Annotated in this window: 19 protein-coding genes; 10 read left to right on the top strand and 9 right to left on the bottom strand. The window is 36.3% G+C overall.

All coding sequences use genetic code 11. The annotated features are described in order from the left end of the window. The 8 genes from ACNI3T_RS12280 to ACNI3T_RS12245 form a co-directional block, all read left to right on the top strand. Window positions 1-173 (top strand): cold-shock protein (locus tag ACNI3T_RS12280; protein WP_417921253.1); only part of this gene is annotated, 173 nt, incomplete at its 5' end. A gap of 97 nt (window positions 174-270) precedes the next feature. Next, entirely contained in the window at window positions 271-465 is a 195-nt protein-coding gene (locus tag ACNI3T_RS12275) for a cold-shock protein (RefSeq protein ID WP_141877756.1), read from the top strand. A gap of 147 nt (window positions 466-612) precedes the next feature. Then, window positions 613-1,668: an AI-2E family transporter gene (locus ACNI3T_RS12270; RefSeq protein ID WP_418228053.1), complete on the top strand. Its 1,056-nt coding sequence runs from the start codon at window positions 613-615 to the stop codon at window positions 1,666-1,668. A 46-nt stretch (window positions 1,669-1,714) separates the two neighbouring features. After that, on the top strand, window positions 1,715-4,549 hold the full coding sequence (locus ACNI3T_RS12265) for a M16 family metallopeptidase (RefSeq protein ID WP_418228052.1): 2,835 nt from the start codon (window positions 1,715-1,717) through the stop codon (window positions 4,547-4,549). Between the two features lie 229 nt (window positions 4,550-4,778). Continuing rightward, on the top strand, window positions 4,779-7,817 hold the full coding sequence (locus ACNI3T_RS12260) for a PAS domain S-box protein (protein WP_418228051.1): 3,039 nt from the start codon (window positions 4,779-4,781) through the stop codon (window positions 7,815-7,817). Next, a complete protein-coding gene (locus ACNI3T_RS12255; protein ID WP_322300236.1) occupies window positions 7,804-8,202 on the top strand; it encodes a response regulator in 399 nt (132 codons plus the stop codon). The genes ACNI3T_RS12260 and ACNI3T_RS12255 overlap by 14 nt, the downstream gene beginning before the upstream one ends. A 65-nt stretch (window positions 8,203-8,267) precedes the next feature. Beyond that, entirely contained in the window at window positions 8,268-8,705 is a 438-nt protein-coding gene (locus ACNI3T_RS12250) for a PepSY-like domain-containing protein (protein WP_418228050.1), read from the top strand. A 2-nt stretch (window positions 8,706-8,707) separates the two neighbouring features. Further along, window positions 8,708-9,742 carry an MBL fold metallo-hydrolase gene (locus tag ACNI3T_RS12245; protein ID WP_418228049.1) on the top strand — a complete coding sequence of 345 codons (1,035 nt, stop codon included), beginning with the start codon at window positions 8,708-8,710 and terminating at the stop codon, window positions 9,740-9,742. On the opposite strand, the gene ACNI3T_RS12240 is transcribed toward ACNI3T_RS12245, so the two are convergent. After that, window positions 9,739-10,359 carry an SOS response-associated peptidase gene (locus ACNI3T_RS12240; RefSeq protein ID WP_418228048.1) on the bottom strand — a complete coding sequence of 207 codons (621 nt, stop codon included), beginning with the start codon at window positions 10,357-10,359 and terminating at the stop codon, window positions 9,739-9,741. The two genes, ACNI3T_RS12245 and ACNI3T_RS12240, sit on opposite strands and share 4 nt — an antisense overlap. Window positions 10,360-10,421: 62 nt before the next feature. On the opposite strand from ACNI3T_RS12240, the gene ACNI3T_RS12235 reads away from it, so the two are divergent. Then, window positions 10,422-10,901 (top strand): peptide-methionine (S)-S-oxide reductase, encoded by a 480-nt coding sequence (locus ACNI3T_RS12235; RefSeq protein WP_418228047.1) that lies wholly within the window; start codon window positions 10,422-10,424, stop codon window positions 10,899-10,901. A gap of 2 nt (window positions 10,902-10,903) precedes the next feature. On the opposite strand, the gene ACNI3T_RS12230 is transcribed toward ACNI3T_RS12235, so the two are convergent. From ACNI3T_RS12230 to ACNI3T_RS12210, 5 genes are all read right to left on the bottom strand, one after another. Then, a complete protein-coding gene (locus tag ACNI3T_RS12230; RefSeq protein ID WP_418228046.1) occupies window positions 10,904-11,254 on the bottom strand; it encodes a DoxX family protein in 351 nt (116 codons plus the stop codon). Between the two features lie 55 nt (window positions 11,255-11,309). Further along, window positions 11,310-11,801: a DUF4251 domain-containing protein gene (locus ACNI3T_RS12225; RefSeq protein ID WP_418228045.1), complete on the bottom strand. Its 492-nt coding sequence runs from the start codon at window positions 11,799-11,801 to the stop codon at window positions 11,310-11,312. After that, window positions 11,798-12,001, bottom strand: a complete 204-nt coding sequence (locus ACNI3T_RS12220; RefSeq protein WP_322300229.1) for a hypothetical protein — start codon at window positions 11,999-12,001, stop codon at window positions 11,798-11,800. Before ACNI3T_RS12220 ends, ACNI3T_RS12225 begins: the two co-directional genes overlap by 4 nt. A gap of 69 nt (window positions 12,002-12,070) precedes the next feature. Continuing rightward, the gene (locus ACNI3T_RS12215; RefSeq protein ID WP_418228044.1) at window positions 12,071-12,925 is read right to left on the bottom strand and encodes a formate/nitrite transporter family protein; all 855 of its coding nucleotides are present in this window, start codon (window positions 12,923-12,925) and stop codon (window positions 12,071-12,073) included. 27 nt (window positions 12,926-12,952) lie between these two features. Next, a complete protein-coding gene (locus ACNI3T_RS12210; RefSeq protein WP_418228043.1) occupies window positions 12,953-13,408 on the bottom strand; it encodes a nucleoside deaminase in 456 nt (151 codons plus the stop codon). Window positions 13,409-13,598: 190 nt separating this feature from the next. On the opposite strand from ACNI3T_RS12210, the gene ACNI3T_RS12205 reads away from it, so the two are divergent. After that, window positions 13,599-13,898, top strand: coding sequence for an HPF/RaiA family ribosome-associated protein (locus ACNI3T_RS12205; RefSeq protein WP_026916205.1), 300 nt, complete (start codon window positions 13,599-13,601; stop codon window positions 13,896-13,898). Window positions 13,899-13,964: 66 nt separating this feature from the next. Here ACNI3T_RS12205 and ACNI3T_RS12200 read toward each other — a convergent pair whose 3' ends face one another. From ACNI3T_RS12200 to ACNI3T_RS12190, 3 genes are all read right to left on the bottom strand, one after another. Next, window positions 13,965-15,950, bottom strand: a complete 1,986-nt coding sequence (locus ACNI3T_RS12200) for an aconitate hydratase (RefSeq protein ID WP_418228042.1) — start codon at window positions 15,948-15,950, stop codon at window positions 13,965-13,967. Between the two features lie 343 nt (window positions 15,951-16,293). Further along, the gene (locus ACNI3T_RS12195) at window positions 16,294-17,010 is read right to left on the bottom strand and encodes a hypothetical protein (RefSeq protein ID WP_418228041.1); all 717 of its coding nucleotides are present in this window, start codon (window positions 17,008-17,010) and stop codon (window positions 16,294-16,296) included. Window positions 17,011-17,091: 81 nt separating this feature from the next. Further along, window positions 17,092-17,643 (bottom strand): 4'-phosphopantetheinyl transferase superfamily protein, encoded by a 552-nt coding sequence (locus tag ACNI3T_RS12190; protein WP_418228040.1) that lies wholly within the window; start codon window positions 17,641-17,643, stop codon window positions 17,092-17,094. Window positions 17,644-17,705 lie beyond the last annotated feature (62 nt).

The raw sequence follows: 17,705 nt of genomic DNA, 5'->3' as shown, positions 1-17,705 counted from the left end.
TTTTTAATTCAACAAAAGGATTTGGATTTATAAAAGCTGACGATTCTAACGAGGACATCTTTGTACACTCAACAGGTCTTATCGACGAAATTCGTGAAGATGACAGAGTACAATTTGAAACAGAACAAGGTAAAAAAGGCCTTAACGCTGTGAACGTTGAAGTAATCGACTAGTTATTTCAAGGTTTCAGTTTGAGACTTATCAATAATAGATCACGGCCGGATGATCTTTAAATGGAGCCGGCATCAATAACAATTAATTAGTATAGTAATGCAAGAAGGTAAAGTAAAATTTTTCAATGCAACCAAGGGATTTGGTTTCATTAAATCAGACGAAACAAGCGAAGACATCTTTGTACACTCTAGTGGTCTTATCGATGAAATTCGTGAAGATGACAGAGTTCAGTTCGAAACTGAGCAAGGTAGAAAAGGATTGAATGCTGTAAACGTTGAAGTAATCGACTAAGCACGTTCTAATCTATAGAATTAAAGCCATCCTAAACGGGTGGCTTTTTTTTATATACTTTTTTAAACATTAGCTCTTTGTGTTTTTATTAATAAAATTACATGAAACATTTACGATATTGTTCAAACCAATCAAAATCAATTATTCATGTTTAAAGGCAAGCGCGCAATACTTTACATAGCGGCAGCAATTCTCTCCATATACTTTTTAATAGCCGGCCTGGTAAAAGCGAAAGGTTTTTTTGCTCCTCTGGCTACGGCTGTCATTTTAAGTCTCGTCGTTTTACCTCTTAGCATCTGGATGGAGAAGTATATGAAAAGAGCATGGGCGGCCATGTTAAACAGTCTGCTTCTATTTGGTGTTAGTATAGGACTTATGGCTTTGGTAAGCATGCAGGTAAGGAATTTTGCAGAGGACTGGCCAAAGATCCAGGAGCAAATGACTCCAAAGATAGAACAGCTTAAAACCTTTGCATTAGAACATACTCCGCTTGACCCTGACGATATTAATCAGTCTGAAGAAGAAGAAAGCGCTGCTATGGGATCTGATATGCGTAAAAGGATCACTACTTTTCTTAGCGGACTCTCAAGTTTTATGGCGAATTATCTTCTCACATTCGTTTATGTATTCTTTTTACTGAATTACCGTGAGATTTTTAAAAATTTTCTTTTGCGAGTTATGCCAGATTCCAAACAGGAATCAATTAAAAATACTCTTACAAAATCTATTAAAGTTGCACCTCAGTATTTACTTGGGAAATTAATGCTTATGGGGTTACTCGCGGTATTATATTCTATAGGCCTGGGGATTTCGGGAGTGAACAATTTTATTTTGGTTAGTGTGATAGCTGCGGTATTAACCTTGATTCCTTATGTTGGTAATATCCTGGGGTTCACTATGGCGGTAGCATTTGGGTTCTTAAGTAGTGGAGAAACAAGTGTACTTATTGGTATCGCTCTCACCTTTACGGTTACCCAGTTTGTAGAATCCTATGTATTGCAACCATTTATTGTAGGTGATCGCGTGGATGTGCATCCATTCTTTATTATTGTATCTGTAATAGCAGGAAATATGATCTGGGGCATCATTGGTATGATTCTCGCAATTCCTGTACTTGGTATCATAGTAGTAATTCTTTATAATATTGAAGCCACCAAACCCTTAGGTATTCTTCTGAGTAAAACCAAGTTCACAGAGAATTGATTGCTATTAATTTCTTATTTTGGGAGAGTAACTAATTTATTCTTCAATGAGAAAATTTTATTTTTTTCTAATATCAGTTTTTTTATTATCTGGTGTTAGTGTGGGGCAATCTTCAGAAGCAACTCAGCAAATTCCTGAATTCAAACTTAATTATGAAAAGTTTACTCTAGAGAATGGTCTGGAAGTAATTTTACATGAGGATCATAGCGATCCAATAGTTGCTGTTGCTACCATGATGCACGTAGGTTCTAACCGTGAGAAACCTGGCAAAACAGGATTTGCTCATTTCTTTGAACACATGAGTTTTAACGATTCTGAAAACGTTCCCGTGGGTGCCAACCGTAAAATGATCCCTGAGTGGGGTGGAAGTAGAAATGGTGGAACCTGGAGCGATGGTACTGTTTATTACGAAGTGGTACCTAAAGATGCTTTCGAGAAGATACTCTGGATCGATTCAGATAGATTTGGATATATGATCAATACAGTTACGCAGGCTGCCCTTGATCGTGAAAAGCAGGTCGTTAAGAATGAAAAACGCCAGCGTGTAGATAATGCTCCATATGGATATACAGACGAGATCATAAGGAAAAATCTTTACCCAAAAGATCATCCTTATAATTGGACGGTTATAGGTCAGCTACCAGATTTACAGTCGGCAACCCTTGAGGATGTAAAGGAATTCTATAAACAATACTATGGAGCGGCCAATGCTTCCCTGGTCATTGCTGGAGATATTCAAATAGAGGAAACTAAGAAGCTCGTTAGACAATGGTTTGGTGAGATTCCATCAGGACCAGAGGTTGAGCCTATAGAAGCGATGCCCGTAGAACTTCAAACCACAAAAAAATTATACTTCGAAGATAATTTTGCAAAACTTCCCGAGCTTAGAATGATTTATCCAACAGTGGAAGATTATAATGAGGATATGTACGCTCTTCAAATTTTAGGGCAGTTATTAAGTGGAAGCAAAAAATCACCTTTGTATCAAACGGTAGTAGAAGAATCCAAATTTGCACCTCGTATTAGTACTTATCAAAGCAGTAGTGAACTTGCTGGAGAGTTCGTTGTTAGAGTAAGGGCCAATGCCGGCGTAGATCTGGATAGCGTGCATAATGCGATTCAAAATGGTTTTACAAGATTTGAGAAAGCTGGTGTAAGCGAGGATGATCTCAAAAGAATTAAAGCTGAACTTGAAACTCAATTATATCAGGGAGTTAGCACAGTACTCAATAAAGCTTTTCAGTTGGTGCAGGATAACGAATTTAATGGTGATCCTGGCTATCTAACAAAAACTGCTGAACTTACTAATAAGGTAACTTCAGAAGATGTAATGCGCGCTTATAATAAGTATATTAAAGATCAGCACTACATTATGACCAGTGTAGTTCCAAAAGGAAGCATAGAACTTGCCATAGAAAATTCCGAAGAAGCCGAAGTTTGGATAGAAGAAGTAAAGAAGGATGTAGCTAGCGAAGAAGTTAGCCCGGGAAAAGAGGCTGTGTATGATAAAACTCTTTCAAAATATGATCGTAGTGAACCTGATTTTGGTGATCTGCCATTATTTAAGTCACCGGAAATCTGGACTGCTGAGCTTAAAAATAAAATGCAGGTCTTTGGAATTGTTAATAATGAAATTCCACTTGTACAATTTGATATAACAATTCCAGGTGGACAGCGTTTGGATCCAGTTGGAAAAGAAGGAGTTTCTTACCTGCTAAGTGATTTGATGCTACAAGGGACAGCTAATAAAACTCCGGCTGAACTGGAAGAAGCTCTTGGACTATTGGGAGCTAATGTCTACATAAGTACCGGGAATGAAGGTTTTAGTATTTCAGGAACCTGTCTTAGTAAGAATTTTGAAGGTACCATGAAATTAGTTGAAGAGATTTTGATGGAACCGAGATGGGATGTAAAAGAATTGTCCAGATTAAAACAGGCTCTCGAAACAAATTTGAAAGATCGGGAAGCAAATCCGCAGGCTATTGCATCCACAGCGTTCTATAAACTTTTATATGGAGATAGTCATAGTTTTGGAGTACCTGTAAACGGCACATTAAAAACTACCGCAGATATTAATATGGAGGATCTTAGATCTTACTACGATAAGTTATCACCAGAAAATGCGAAGTTCCATATCGCTGGAGCAATGGATCAGAAACAGGTTTTGGATGTCATCTCAACTATGGCTGACGACTGGGCGACTGATGCTCCTGTAATTTCTACTTCTGAAATAAGTGCTGAAGGTGAACCAGGCACATTATACTTCATTGATGTTCCTGATGCTAAACAATCTGTTATTATGATTGGCAAACTGGTTCTTACCGAAAATGATGAAGATGCCAGTAAGCTTAATTTTGCAAATGAAATTCTTGGTGGTGGCTCTAGTGGTAAATTATTTCAGACTTTAAGAATAGAAAAAGGCTATACCTATGGTGCTTATTCTGGCATATCTAAGAATGAGACAATTTCACCGTTTTATATTTCAACTAGTGTAAGGGCGAATGCTACACTCCCTTCTCTTAAGATCATAGAAGAAATGGTTACAAATTATTCAAATGATTTTGGTCCTGCGGAAGTAGAACTTACTCAGAATAAATTACTGAAAGAAAACACCCGTTCATATGAAAGTTTAGGTGCTAAATTGGGTATTCTGAGAGACATAAGTAAGTACAACAAATCTGAAGATTTTATTGAATCGCAACAGGAAGAATTAATGAATATGACTGAAGAAGATTTTAAATCTGTTATTACTGAATACCTGAACGAAAAGGAGATGATTTACCTGGTAGTAGGGGATAAGGCGACACAATTAGAAGAGGTAAAGAAATTAGGGAAACCTGTAATTGAACTTGACATTTACGCTAATAAAATTACTCAGTAGAATAATTTAGAAAATTTTTGAAACAAGATAAACAGCGCGACCTTGTCGCGCTGTTTGTTTATAGAATCATCATATAATCAATAAATTAACACAAATAAATTAGCCATAATTTTTTGTTAACAAGAAATATTAGGTATTTTAGTTATATCATCAATCTAATCCAATATTTCTAGAATATATTTTCAGTTCTTACTGTGAATTTATTCAATTCCTAATCGATCGAACTTGTATGTCGAATACGAAATCAATTCAACTATTACATGTAGAAGATTCAGATACAGATGCGTATTTAGTAACAAGGCATCTGGAGAAAACTGATATTGAAATTCATCTGGCTACACGTAGAGATGAATTCGAATTCCTTTTCCAAAATCATCATTTTGATATTATACTTTGTGACCATAACCTACCAGATCTCGACTCAGAGGATGCCTTGGAAATTGTAAGGAAAAAGGATAGTTTATTGCCGTTCATAATATTTTCGGGTTCTCTGCCGCCGGGTGCAGCGGTAAAGCTGATGGAGAAGGGAGCAAATGATTTTCTATTTAAGGATAGGCCTGAAAGGCTCGTACCTGCGATACATAATGCAATTAGCCGATGTAAATTAGAACGGGAACGTTCGCAAATGGAAAAGCAGATTCGGTTCAGTGAGAACAGATTTCGCAAACTAGTGGAGTCTTCACATGAAATAGTTTGCATCTTAAACCGTGAAGCCAAAATTACCTATAGTAGCCCTTCAATTCAAAATTTATTCAGAGCTCATACAAGAGTATTGGGAGCCACAATTAGTGAGGTTATCAAATTCGAGAATCCTATTCAATTCTATGAATTATTTAATGAATGTATTCACAATGAGCATCGCATAGAAAACATACTCAACATTGAAATAGTAGATACCATAGGAGTCTTCAAATGTATCTTTAAAAACCACTTTAACGATGAAGGTATTGATGGTGTTATCGTAAAGTTTCGGGATATCACTGAAGAAAAATTGAAAGATAGGCAACTAAGGGAAAAGGATGAAAAGCTTAGAGCTTTCTATGAGAATAGTATCGACGGGATCATTCTTGCTAAAACCGATGGATTTATTACCGCTGCAAATCCTGCAATGTGTGCGATGTTGGGTATGGAAGAGTCTGAAATAATAGGTTTGCACAGAAGCGATGTTGTTCATACCAGTGAAGAAGAGATGGCAGAAATGCTGAAGGAACGCGAAGTTACAGGAAAAGCAAAGTCTGAAATGCAACTAAAGAGAAAAGATGGTTCAATATTTCCTGCTGAAGTAGCTTCTTCCATTCTTCCAATTGAACGCAATGGCAAAAAGATTCTAAAAACTGCCAATATTATTCGGGATATTTCGATCCAAAAAGAATACATAGACCAGATCAATGAAACTGCCAAGAAATTACAGTACGCAGAGAAAATTGCCAGAATTGGGTATCTTGAAATTAATCTAAAAGAGAACTCAGTCTATTGTTCCGGGGAAGTTGCGAGTATTCTTGACATTTCCAATTGCAGAGATTTAGAGATAACCGAGTTCCGCAATCTCGTCGTGGATGAAGATATTCCAAAATTCGAAAACCTAAAACAGTCCGTTTTAGTAAGAAGGGAGACCAAAAATATAGAACTACGTATAAAAGTCTCCAATTCAAAAATTAGATGGTTGAATGTTATTGTTAGTCCTTTAGAGGAAAACGGAAGTATAGTGGGGGGAAAAGGAACCTTACAGGATATAACAGAGAAAAAAGTAAACTTTGAAAAATTAGCAATTAGTGAAAATAGGTATAAAAGTCTAATTCAATCACAAACAAACTATTTTATACGAATAGATCTTCAGGGTAATTTCACCTATTGCAACGACCGGTATATTGAAGACTTTGGCTGGCTTTATCCAAACAATGATCCAATTGGCAAAAACAGCCTGATAGATACTCTGCCCGGGCACTACGATAAAATTATGGAAATTAGTGATACATGTTTAAAATCTCCATTCAAAAATTATCAGTTAGAAATTACAAAACTTGGAAAGGACAATCTCCATAAAGCCACTATCTGGGATATGGTATTTCTGGAAAATGAAAACGGTACGGGAGAATTACAATGTGTTGGTATTGATATCTCAGACAGGGTAAAGGCTGAAGATGAGAATAAGTTTCAAGCAAACATCCTTAGTAGAATTGGACAGGGAGTTGTAGCGACAGATGACCAGGGCAATATTAAATACTTCAATGCTGCTGCTGAAAAAATTTATGGATGGAAATTTGAAGAGGTTCAAAATGAAAATTTAATAGAATTGATGTTTCCAGATCTTCATGAGACCGATTTATTAAATGACATATTGGAAAAGGTTGCTTACGATCATACTTTTCATAGTCAGTATGATGGTAGAAAAAGCGATGGTACAAGTTTTCCCGTACAAATTACAATATCCGGGATAACAGATCAGGATGGTCAGCTTAACGGAATTATCTGCATATTTTCAGATATAAGCAAGCTTAAGAGGTCTGAACTTAAATTGAGAGAACTTAATGAGAATCTCACAAGTTATACAAATGAGCTTGTGAGTGCCAATAAAGGTTTAGAACAATTTAGTTATATAGTGTCGCATAATTTAAGAGCGCCAGTAGCGAATATCATTGGTATTTCAGAGATCATAGCAGATGATGATATAGATTCAGCTACTAAAGAGAAATTAGTGTCAGACATGCTAAAGAATGTAGAAAGACTCGATATGGTAGTTCGGGACCTTAACAATATTCTAAAAGTGAAAGCTGATTACAACCGGGCTAGAGAGCATGTAAATTTCCAATGTCTCACAGATGATGTTTTGCAAATGACGGGATCCATTTTAGAAAATCAAAAAATCAGAATTAAGACAGATTTTAAGGATTGGGAAGGCATGCTTACGTCAAGAAGTTACCTGCATAGCGTTTTTTATAATTTGATACTGAATAGTATTAAATACAAACATCCAGATAGAGATTTAGTACTTAAAATCGTAAGTAAATCAAATAAAGAATTTAATAGTCTCATATTCCTGGATAATGGTCTTGGAATAAAACTGGGCACGAACAAAGAAGAATTATTCCAATTATACAAGCGACAGCATTTGCATATAGAAGGCAAGGGAATGGGACTGTTCATGGTGAAAACTCAACTAGAGCTAATTGGAGGAAAAATCAGTATCGACAGTAAATTAAATGAATGGACTAAAGTAACCATCGAATTTTCTAATAATAATAAAAATACTGACATTGAAAATTCATGATTACATAATCGTAGATGACGATCCTGTAAATAATCTAATCTGCAAATTAGTAATTGAGAAATTCGATTCCAATGCCCGTGTTAAGGTTTTTCAGGAACCAGAAAAAGGTTTGGCTTACTTGCAATCTTGTAAGAAATATGAAGGAGATCGCAAAATGATCATCTTTTTAGATGTGAATATGCCTACAATGACTGGTTGGGATTTTCTGGATGAATTTTTAAAATTTGATACCAGCATTAAAAAAATGTTTAAAGTTTATATTCTAACATCTGCGATAGAGGATTTCGATCCGGAAAAAGTCAGGTATCCTATGGTCAAAGCCTTTCTTTCTAAACCACTTCGGAAAGCTACGATGCAAGATTTAGATCTGAATCTCTCTTCCTGAGAAACTTTATGATTTCGTTTGAAACTCCCTAGAATTAAGTTTTTAGTTTTATATAAATTACTATTATGAAAAGATTTATATATGCTGGAGTGTTTGCTCTTAGTATCAGTGTGATGAGCTGTCAGGAAAACAAAGAAGAGGAAGAGACCGTTCCGGAAGTAGTTAAAACTGCATTTCAGAAGAAATATCCGGGTGAAAATGATCCGGATTGGGAAAAGGACGATCATGGCTACTGGGAATCTCATTTTAAGAAAGATGGAGAAAAATATCGTGCAGACTTTAATGCAGATGGTACCTGGGTTGAAACCGAAAACGACGTGAAGAAGAAGGAACTTCCCGAGGTCATATTAGAAATAATAGAAAGAGATTATTCAGATTATGAGATCACTGAAGTAGAACATGTTGAATCAGCAACCAAAGGTGAATTTTTCGATGTGGAGTTTAAGCAAAAAGGAAAAAATAAAGATGTTATGTTCAAACCAGATGGAACTATCATTAAATAATTATGTTTGATCAATTTGGTGCAAATGCTTCCGAAGAGAATATAAAAAGATACGAGCGATCTGAGAACCGGAAAGAAGCCAGGTTCATGAATCTGGAAAATACTGGAATGGATATCCAGATCAAAGATATTCCTAAACTATTGTACAAACAGTTTTTTGAGAAGAATGGTCGGCAGCCATCGAAAGAAATTCAGATCAAAGCTTTTAATTTACAGGAATTTTTAAAGCCTTCAGTAGATAGTAAGATGATCTGGTTCGGTCATTCTGTAATTTTGCTACGTATAAATGAGCTAACGATCCTTATAGATCCAATGTTCGGTCCTGATGCCGCGCCAATTTCACCATTTAGTATTAAGCGTTTTTCGACTAATACCTTGCACATACTGGACGAACTTCCTGAGATTGACATTGTTCTAATATCACATGATCATTACGATCATCTCGATCTTAAAAGCATAAAAAAACTTCAGCATAAAACTAAAGTTTTTCATACCGCTTTGGGCGTAGGAAGACATTTAGAAAAATGGGGTGTAGAACCTGAAAGGATCAGGGAGTATGATTGGTGGGATAAAATTAATGTAGGCGGAATAGATATTATTTTTACACCAACAAGACATTTCTCGGGTAGAGGTTTAAATGACAGAGCGCAGGGACTTTGGGGTGGCTGGAATCTAAAAACCGCTACAGAAAATATCTGGTTTAGCGGAGACAGTGGTTACGGCAGCCATTTTGTTGAAATTGGTCACAGACTGGGGCCTTTTGATTTTGGCTTTATGGAATGCGGACAATATGATGAAAAATGGAAGCAAATTCATATGTATCCGGAAGAATGTGTGCAGGCAGCCAAGGATGCACAGGTTAAAAATATAATGCCTGTGCATTGGGCCGGTTTTGCACTCTCATTACATCGCTGGTTAGATCCTGTAGAAAGATTCATTGATGCGGCAAAGGATCAGAATTATTGTATTCCGGAACCAGGAGAAATATTTACAATTCAAAGCATCAAGAAAGTAAACTGGTGGAAGCAGTATGATTAATCGATAGCGGTAGCTGTTAGCGGAACATCATATGGCAAGGCAAAATTTCTTAAATCACTACCTTGCAACCAGTTTTTATGATCTTGAGGTTTTAAAACTACTGGCATCCGCTTTTTATTATTATGAACCTTGCTCATTAAATCATTGGCTTCTGTAGTTAGGATAGAGTAGGAGTTGATGATATTATTATTTTCAGGATTCTTCCAGGTAGAGAATATTCCGGCGAAAGCAAATACCTCCTGATCCCTCGGCTCCAATATGAATTTTTGTTTGGTTTTACCTTTCGGGTCAAGCCATTGCCATTCGTAATAGGCTTCAGCAATCACGAGGCATCTATTATCTACAGAATTTCTGAAAGCTGGTTTTTCAGCTGCAGTTTCTATTTTACTATTTAAAGTCATTTTTTTAATAGTATCATCTTTAGCCCAGAAGGGAATTAAACCCCATTGGAACATTTGTATCTCACCAGGACTATCGTACGTAATTACAGGAGTTTCAGAAAAACTAAAGGCGTTGATCTCTAGTTGGGGCTGGTATTTATCTGGTTCCAAAAACCTGGCATCCAATGATTTTTCCAGGGAAAAGATCTTTTTATTCAACTTAGTACGATAACACATAAAACAGTTTTTATAAATTTAAGCATTCGTTGAAACTAAGAAGATAGTTAAAAGCTAATTTAATGAAAATAGGACTCGGAGGTGGTTGCCACTGGTGTACAGAAGCAGTTTTCAAAGCTGTTAAAGGGGTTTATAATGTACGACAGGGATATATATCTGCTAAGGAATCGCCAGATCAGTTTTACGAAGGGATCATCATGAATTATGATCCAGAATCGGTAATGTTGGAAGATCTTATTCTTATCCATTTGAGAACTCACCAAAGTATGAAAGATCACAGCATGCGGCACAAATACAGGTCGGCTATATACGTGTACAACCATTTAGAGCTGGAAAAAACCAGGCAAACTTTGAAGAAAATTGAGAATAGCGCTGGGTTAAAGTTTGTAACTAGAGCCTATGAATTAGCATGCTTTAAGGAATCGCGTGCTGAAATTAGAAATTACTATCAAACAGATCCTCAGCGACCATTTTGCACCAGATACATACAACCTAAACTGGATTTACTTTTAAAGGAATTCAAAACTTTACTTAAAGAATAATGCTAATAATTAAGGGCGTATAATGCATAAGCTAAGTAAATATTGAAAACAGCATAGATAAATGATGGTGCAGATTGTATAAAATTATCCTTTATTTTTCTGCGGACGCCGTAACCGAAGATCATTAGTACCGCAAGCCCAATGGCGGAACTTATTGCCAAAATTGGTTCATAATAATAGCCTGCAAGTAAACCGATAGCTCCGAGGATCTGTAATGCACCTACGAGTTTAAGGTAGCTCGTGAGACCGTAACGGATAAATTCGGTTTTCATATGCTCCGTGGTGAAACAACTTATTCCGAAGAAAAGAAACGATATAGATGAGAAATAAACTAAGAATGTAAGAGTACTCAAGTATTCCAGGTATATATATTTGAACTATAATTTATATTATGTAAAATAGGATATTTTACTTTACTTCCTCTTTTGAATAGAAACCTCTATAAGAAATATTATCTCGTTGATTCATTAGTAACTGCAAATTAGATTTTCCATTGGGATACATCGTTAGGATATATCTAATCTGTTCAGTCCCTGTACTGGTTTCGAATATCAATTTCACTTTATCTGCGTGACTGGAATCTATTTTAAGATCATTTAATAATCCTTCATAACGAATACCGGCTTCAGCATTATATCCACCAGAAAACCGTCTTACTCCAAAATATGGTAAAAATATATCGATTGAATCCTTTCTAAATCTCAAATGATTATCGTTAGTCACCAGGTTGATCTGAGCGCCACGTAGTGGTAAGGCCCAGTTATTCTCTATATCAAAAGATCTTGATTCAATCAGCGTGAGTAACTCACTCAAATCTGAAGTATTATCTTTAGTGCTTTTACAAGAAGAAATGAGTATAAAGCTAAACAAGCCAAACATCAGAAGAACGAACCTCTTCATTCTTCCTCGTTTCCTTCGAGACTATCTAAAGTGTCCTGAATAGTTTGATCCTCTTCATCACTAAGACCGTCTTTCTCTTTTTTCACTCTCAGGTTACCATTTTCTCCTTTATAAAGACTCTCATCTTTTTCATTAAAATTAGAAGGTCTTCCTGAATTTTTCTGCCAGTCTGCCTGATCTTTATCGTTAGTGTTTGCCATAATTTTTTTCTTAATTTAATTAAATGAAAATCTATAACCTCAGGATTAATCTGAGTTTAACATTCGTTCTTACATCTTGATATTGAATACAAATGCTCTATACTTTAGTAATGCCACGAATACTGTAGCACCAACAGCATTACCTGCCAATGCAGTTCCCAATGTTTTTAGATATACAAGAAAGGTTATCTTATCCGAAACCAGCATCCCTGCAAAAATTTCAATATGACCAATGATACTATGATGCAATCCTGTAAAGCCCATTACTGCGGTAATCAAATAAATAATCAGGATCTCTGCCGTAGTTTCTTTAGAAGAAGTGACCAGCCAGCTTAAAAGGCCCATTAACCAACCGGCCATAATAGCACTTAAAAAGATTGTTAGTATATCGTAGTCTACAAAGTGCTCACCAATTTTAGCAATTACTTCGGCTTCAAACAAGTTTAATCCGGAGCCAAGCCATGAGACCGTAAGGCCCATAAGCATCCCTCCTGCCAGGTTACCGAAAATAACTACTCCCCAAATTTGGAATAAGCTCCAAACACTTCTACGATTATTTAATACCGGCAATGCTAGTAAAGAAGTCTGTTCTGTAAATAATATAGATTTTCCCAGTACAACCAGAATAAATCCAATGGGATAAACGAAAGCTATTAGTTTAAATATAGTTTCTTCAGCAACTTTGCCATCCAGAAAGCTGAATAATGAGCATAACATAAGAAAACTGAAACCAATTTCGAGTCCTGCAGTAAATGAACTTAGTAGAATGCTACTCTTACTACGATCATAGGTTTCACAACCTTCAATGATCTGTTCTTTTAAGATCTCACCATGTGTTTTAGTCATGGTTTTATCCTGAGAATCCTGACTGTCTAATTCTTTATTTACTTTTTCAGCTTCTTCATTTTTCTGATCGTTATTCATATTTATTTTGAGTAGGGTAATGATTATTTATTTCTTGATCCAGACTTTCATCGCTTCGTCTCTACATAATTGTATCATTTTGAACTCCTGATGTCTGTTTTCCTTAGAAGAGTTATAATACATATCTGAGTATAAAAATCCATTTTCCTTGGCATCTTCAGCAGAAGCCGCATAGTAAATATAGTCGAAATTTGCCCAATGGGCTGCTCCAAGACATATCATACATGGCTCGCAACTGGTGTACAATACGCAACCTTCCAGGTTTTTAGTCCCGAGTTGTTTACAAGCTAATTGTATTGCTCTTAATTCTGCATGCTGAGTGCAGTCCTGATCTCCAGAAACTCTATTGTAAGTTGCTGCAATGATCTCTTCTCCTTTCGTGATCACTGCTCCAAATGGACCACCGTTATCGCTTTCAGCTCCTTCTTTCGCCAGGGAAATAGCTTTTCCCATCATCTTTTTGGGTAAGTCCTTTGTTTTCATATAACAAAAGTAATGATTGAACCTAGCCAGCAATACTTGTTTTGTATTCTTTATCTATTTATTAGAAATACTTTAAGTAAGTAACATGAATGCTCTAAATAGTTTATTAAAACTTTGCTAAAAGAGCCATAACAGGCTTGGTGTCCCAAGAGATATTAGGTTAATTTAAACAATCAAAAAAATGAATTAAATGGAAACTGTATTTGAATTTGTAAACATTGATAAAAGTGAAAATCTTGAAGCTTTTACTGAAAAAAAGTTAGAGAAGCTTGAGAATAAATATGACTGGATTGTTAGAGCAAATATCTATTTCAAACATGATGAAAATCAAAAGCCGAATGGATATATTACTGAAGTTAGATTGAGTGCTCCAGGACCGGAAATATTTGCACAGTCGAACGAGAACTCCTACGAAGCATCAATTGCAGAGACTGTTCGTGATCTTGACAGACAATGTGAAAAACGTAAGGCTAAAATGAGTTCTCACTAATATTGCGATCTTGAAAAATAAAAAAACCCTCTATTCAGAGGGTTTTTTTATTACTTTTAAACTGAATTAAGCAGTTAAATCTTCCTGCTCTAATTTCTCTTTGAATTCATTTATAATTCCACCTTTTAGTAGAACCTGAATTTGTCTATCACTCATAGAGTGTTTTGTTTCGAAAGTTTCCTCACTGCCACTTTCCTTTTTCACAACAACTTTAATGTTATTTCTTTCTTTGATATCTCTTTGCAGGTTTTCAAATTTCACAATGTCACCCTGCTCGATCTTTTCATAGTCAGATATATCTATAAATTCCAGTGGTAAAATTCCAAAATTCACTAAATTCTGCCATGCTATTCTGGCGTAAGAATTCGCTATTACTGCGACCTGTCCAAGATATTTAGGAGCAATTGCAGCATGTTCTCTACTCGAACCCTGCGCATAATTATCCTTCGCAACTACTATATGACCTCCATGGCTATCTTTAGTATCCATCGCTCGATCATAATAGGTTTCATCAATTACGGTAAATGCATACTTACTAATCTCAGGTAAATTACTTCGGAAGGGTAATACTTCAGCACCTGCCTTCAATATTTCGTCTGTAGATACGTTATCGCCCATTTTCAAAAGTACAGGTACTTCGTATTCACTTAGAATAGGGTCTATATGTGGTAAGGATTGAATATTAGGACCTTTAACTAGCTCTACATCTGTTCCATCTTCCGGAGGAGCCACTAGCATATCCGTATTAATGATCTCGATTTCAGGATGCTGAAATTTAGGATATTTCATATCATATAATTTCTCCAGGTCTCTTGGATCTGTGATTTTTCCTGTTAACGCTGAAGCTGCCGCAGTTTCAGGACTACATAAATGTACCTGGTCATCTTTAGTTCCAGATCTGTCTGGAAAATTTCTAGGCATAGTCCTCAAACTGATGGTTCCGGATGCTGGTGCCTGTCCCATTCCAATACATCCCATACATCCAGATTGGTGAAACCTTGCTCCTGCCTTGATTAAGTTGGCAAAAGCTCTGTTCTCGATCATATTCTGAATCATTTGTCTTGATGTTGGATTTATATCAAATGATACATCTGTATTGACAGATTTCCCTTCTACGATTGCTCCAGCGATCCAGAAGTCTCTAAGTCCAGGATTCGCTGAGGACCCAATAACTACCTGGCTAATACTTTTACCTGCAACCTCAGAAACTGGAACAACATTACCCGGACTGGTTGGAAGTGCTATTAAGGGAATAAGATCATCAAGAATAATTTCATCATGATATTCATACTCACAACCTTCATCTGCCAGCAGTTCCACCCAATCTGATTCTCTATCCTGAGATTTCAAAAATCTTTTTGTTTCTTCATCACTAGGAAAAACAGTAGTCGTAGCTCCAAGTTCTGCTCCCATGTTTGCGATCACGTGGCGGTCCATTGCGCTTAGATTCTTTAGACCATCTCCATAATACTCGATAATCTTCCCTACTCCGCCTTTCACATCGTAACGTCTAAGCATTTCCAGAATCACATCCTTTGCACTCACCCAATCTGGTAATTTTCCAGTTAGTTTAACTCCCATCACCTCAGGCATCTTTACGAAATATGGCTGACCAGCAATTGCTGACGCAACATCAAGACCTCCAGTACCTATCGCTAACATTCCCAAAGAACCGGCTGCCGGAGTATGACTATCAGATCCTACCATGGTTTTTCCTGGCTTTCCAAATCTTTGCATGTGAACAGGATGGCTTACCCCATTTCCCGGCCTACTATACCATAGACCAAATCTTTCAGCTGCAGAATGTAGAAATAGGTGATCATCAGCATTTTTAAAATCGGTTTGTAGCAGGTTATGATCTACATATTGTACTGCAACTTCAGTCTGAGCTTTCTTAAGTCCCATCGCTTCCAACTCCAATTGTACAAGAGTTCCTGTAGCATCCTGAAGTAGTGCCTGATCTATTTTTATTCCTATTTCCTTCCCGGGAGTCATCTCCCCTTCCAGTAAATGTTCTTTGATTAATTTTTGAGTGACATTCAATTTTGACATAGTTGGTTATTTTATTCTTTAAATTAGAAAGTTTTAGCTGAAGTCAGCAGCAGTTTAACAGAACCTTAGTTTAAGTAAGTGTTTTTTGGATTCTTGTGCTTAGTGGTAGTAGTGCATTTTCTTTATGTACAGTTAGCTATTTTCTAGCTTGTTTTAAGATTGCAGAAATTGAATCGATAAGGTCTCTGGAGATTCTACATACTCTTATGTTTCGAGTTTACTCATAAAAAAAGGTTGCTTTTGAGAGAAACTACATCGACGGATTTGCTGAATTCAGGGCAATCGTGATCGTGTAAGATCTATCTAAACAACCTTTTATATAATACAGTTGGTATTTAAGTTACTAGCTTTTTCCTAGAGTGTTCAGGATATCAATTTGATTTCCTTCTTCTAAATTGAAACCTGGTTTTCCCTTTCGAGGAAATAAAAAGCTGAATTCTGTGTCGAAAGCAGCCCAGCTCTCAGCTAATCCGTAATCGTTGTTTGCATTAGTTTTTTCAGGTCTGGAGAACGTAGTGAGATCAGAAGAATAATCAGATCCTACAGCATCTTCTCCTGGAAATAGCATTCCGTCATTAATTTCGGAATAAACAACTACAGAAGCACCACTAGCACCAGGAAGATCGAAAATATTAATGGAGAAACTGTCCAGCACGGGATCCCTTTTTGTAATATCTTTTGTCTTAAAATTGTCCTTGATATTATTCCTTGGATGAGCATAGATTGCGGCACCACCAGCATCTTCAGAAATAGTTTTTAAGTCTGCATAGGCAGTCTCAAGTATAGCGTCACAGGTGATCAAAATACCTTTGATCTGGTAACCTTCTTCCACGAATTTCTTTACGGCAGCTTTTGATGATTTTTCTACAACGTCAATTAATAGGATGTCTCTTCTATTTAAATGTCTAATTGCGTAACCCTGATTATACTTACCATCCACTTCATCTCCTTTGATAAGAAAAGTATCCGGGATCATTTTCAAAAATTTTCCCTGTTCGCCTTGTTCAATAAACTCAGCTGACTGACTGTGAACGATCTCCATTTTATCTACTTGCTTCATAATTTTAATTTTTGATTTCTCGATTGAAGATACAAAAGAGGTGCAGAGACAACAATGGAGTTTTTAAATGTTTAACTGCTTTTAGCAGTTAATTAACGGAAAGCAAATTGCAGCAAATCTGCCATGATGCGTGATCGAAATTGGCAAGCAGATCCCGGTGTTCTTTAGAAACAAATCTGGTATTCCTAAATTATTTTTTCGGAATTCAATATTCTGAAGGTCATGACCAGTTCGAATGGAAAACTTCTTTAAGAATTCGGACTTGTAATTCGTAGAATATGGAAGTTTTATATGTTCTATGTTTTTAAACTCAAGCCAGGAATAAAGGTGATTTTCGTCCTGTACCGATTTAATAATATAAATGTTCTGATTCTTAGAAACACTCAAATTATCCAGATCACATTCATAAGTAACCGGATCAAGCTTGGCAGGAAGTTGAAAGAGCCTTTGATGAGCTTTATAAGCCGCTTCCTTCATCGACCAGATTTTCCAGATTGCCAGTTCCGGTTGAGAATGTAAACGAATTTGCCTGACTTCATTATCTGAAAAAACTTTGGTTAAAAAGCGATCATTATTTCTTCTTGGTTTATCCAGAGCGATCTCAAGATCTATAAGGTCATTTCCAATAATCAATCACCCAACTTTTTGACGATGATATCCCTGGCATCACCCACAGTCATCATTCCTTCCATAGA

The organism is Christiangramia qingdaonensis, assembly GCF_048381525.1.
Taxonomy (GTDB): domain Bacteria; phylum Bacteroidota; class Bacteroidia; order Flavobacteriales; family Flavobacteriaceae; genus Christiangramia.
Note: the sequence above shows the minus strand (reverse complement) of the source record. Positions and strands in the feature narration are given on the sequence as shown.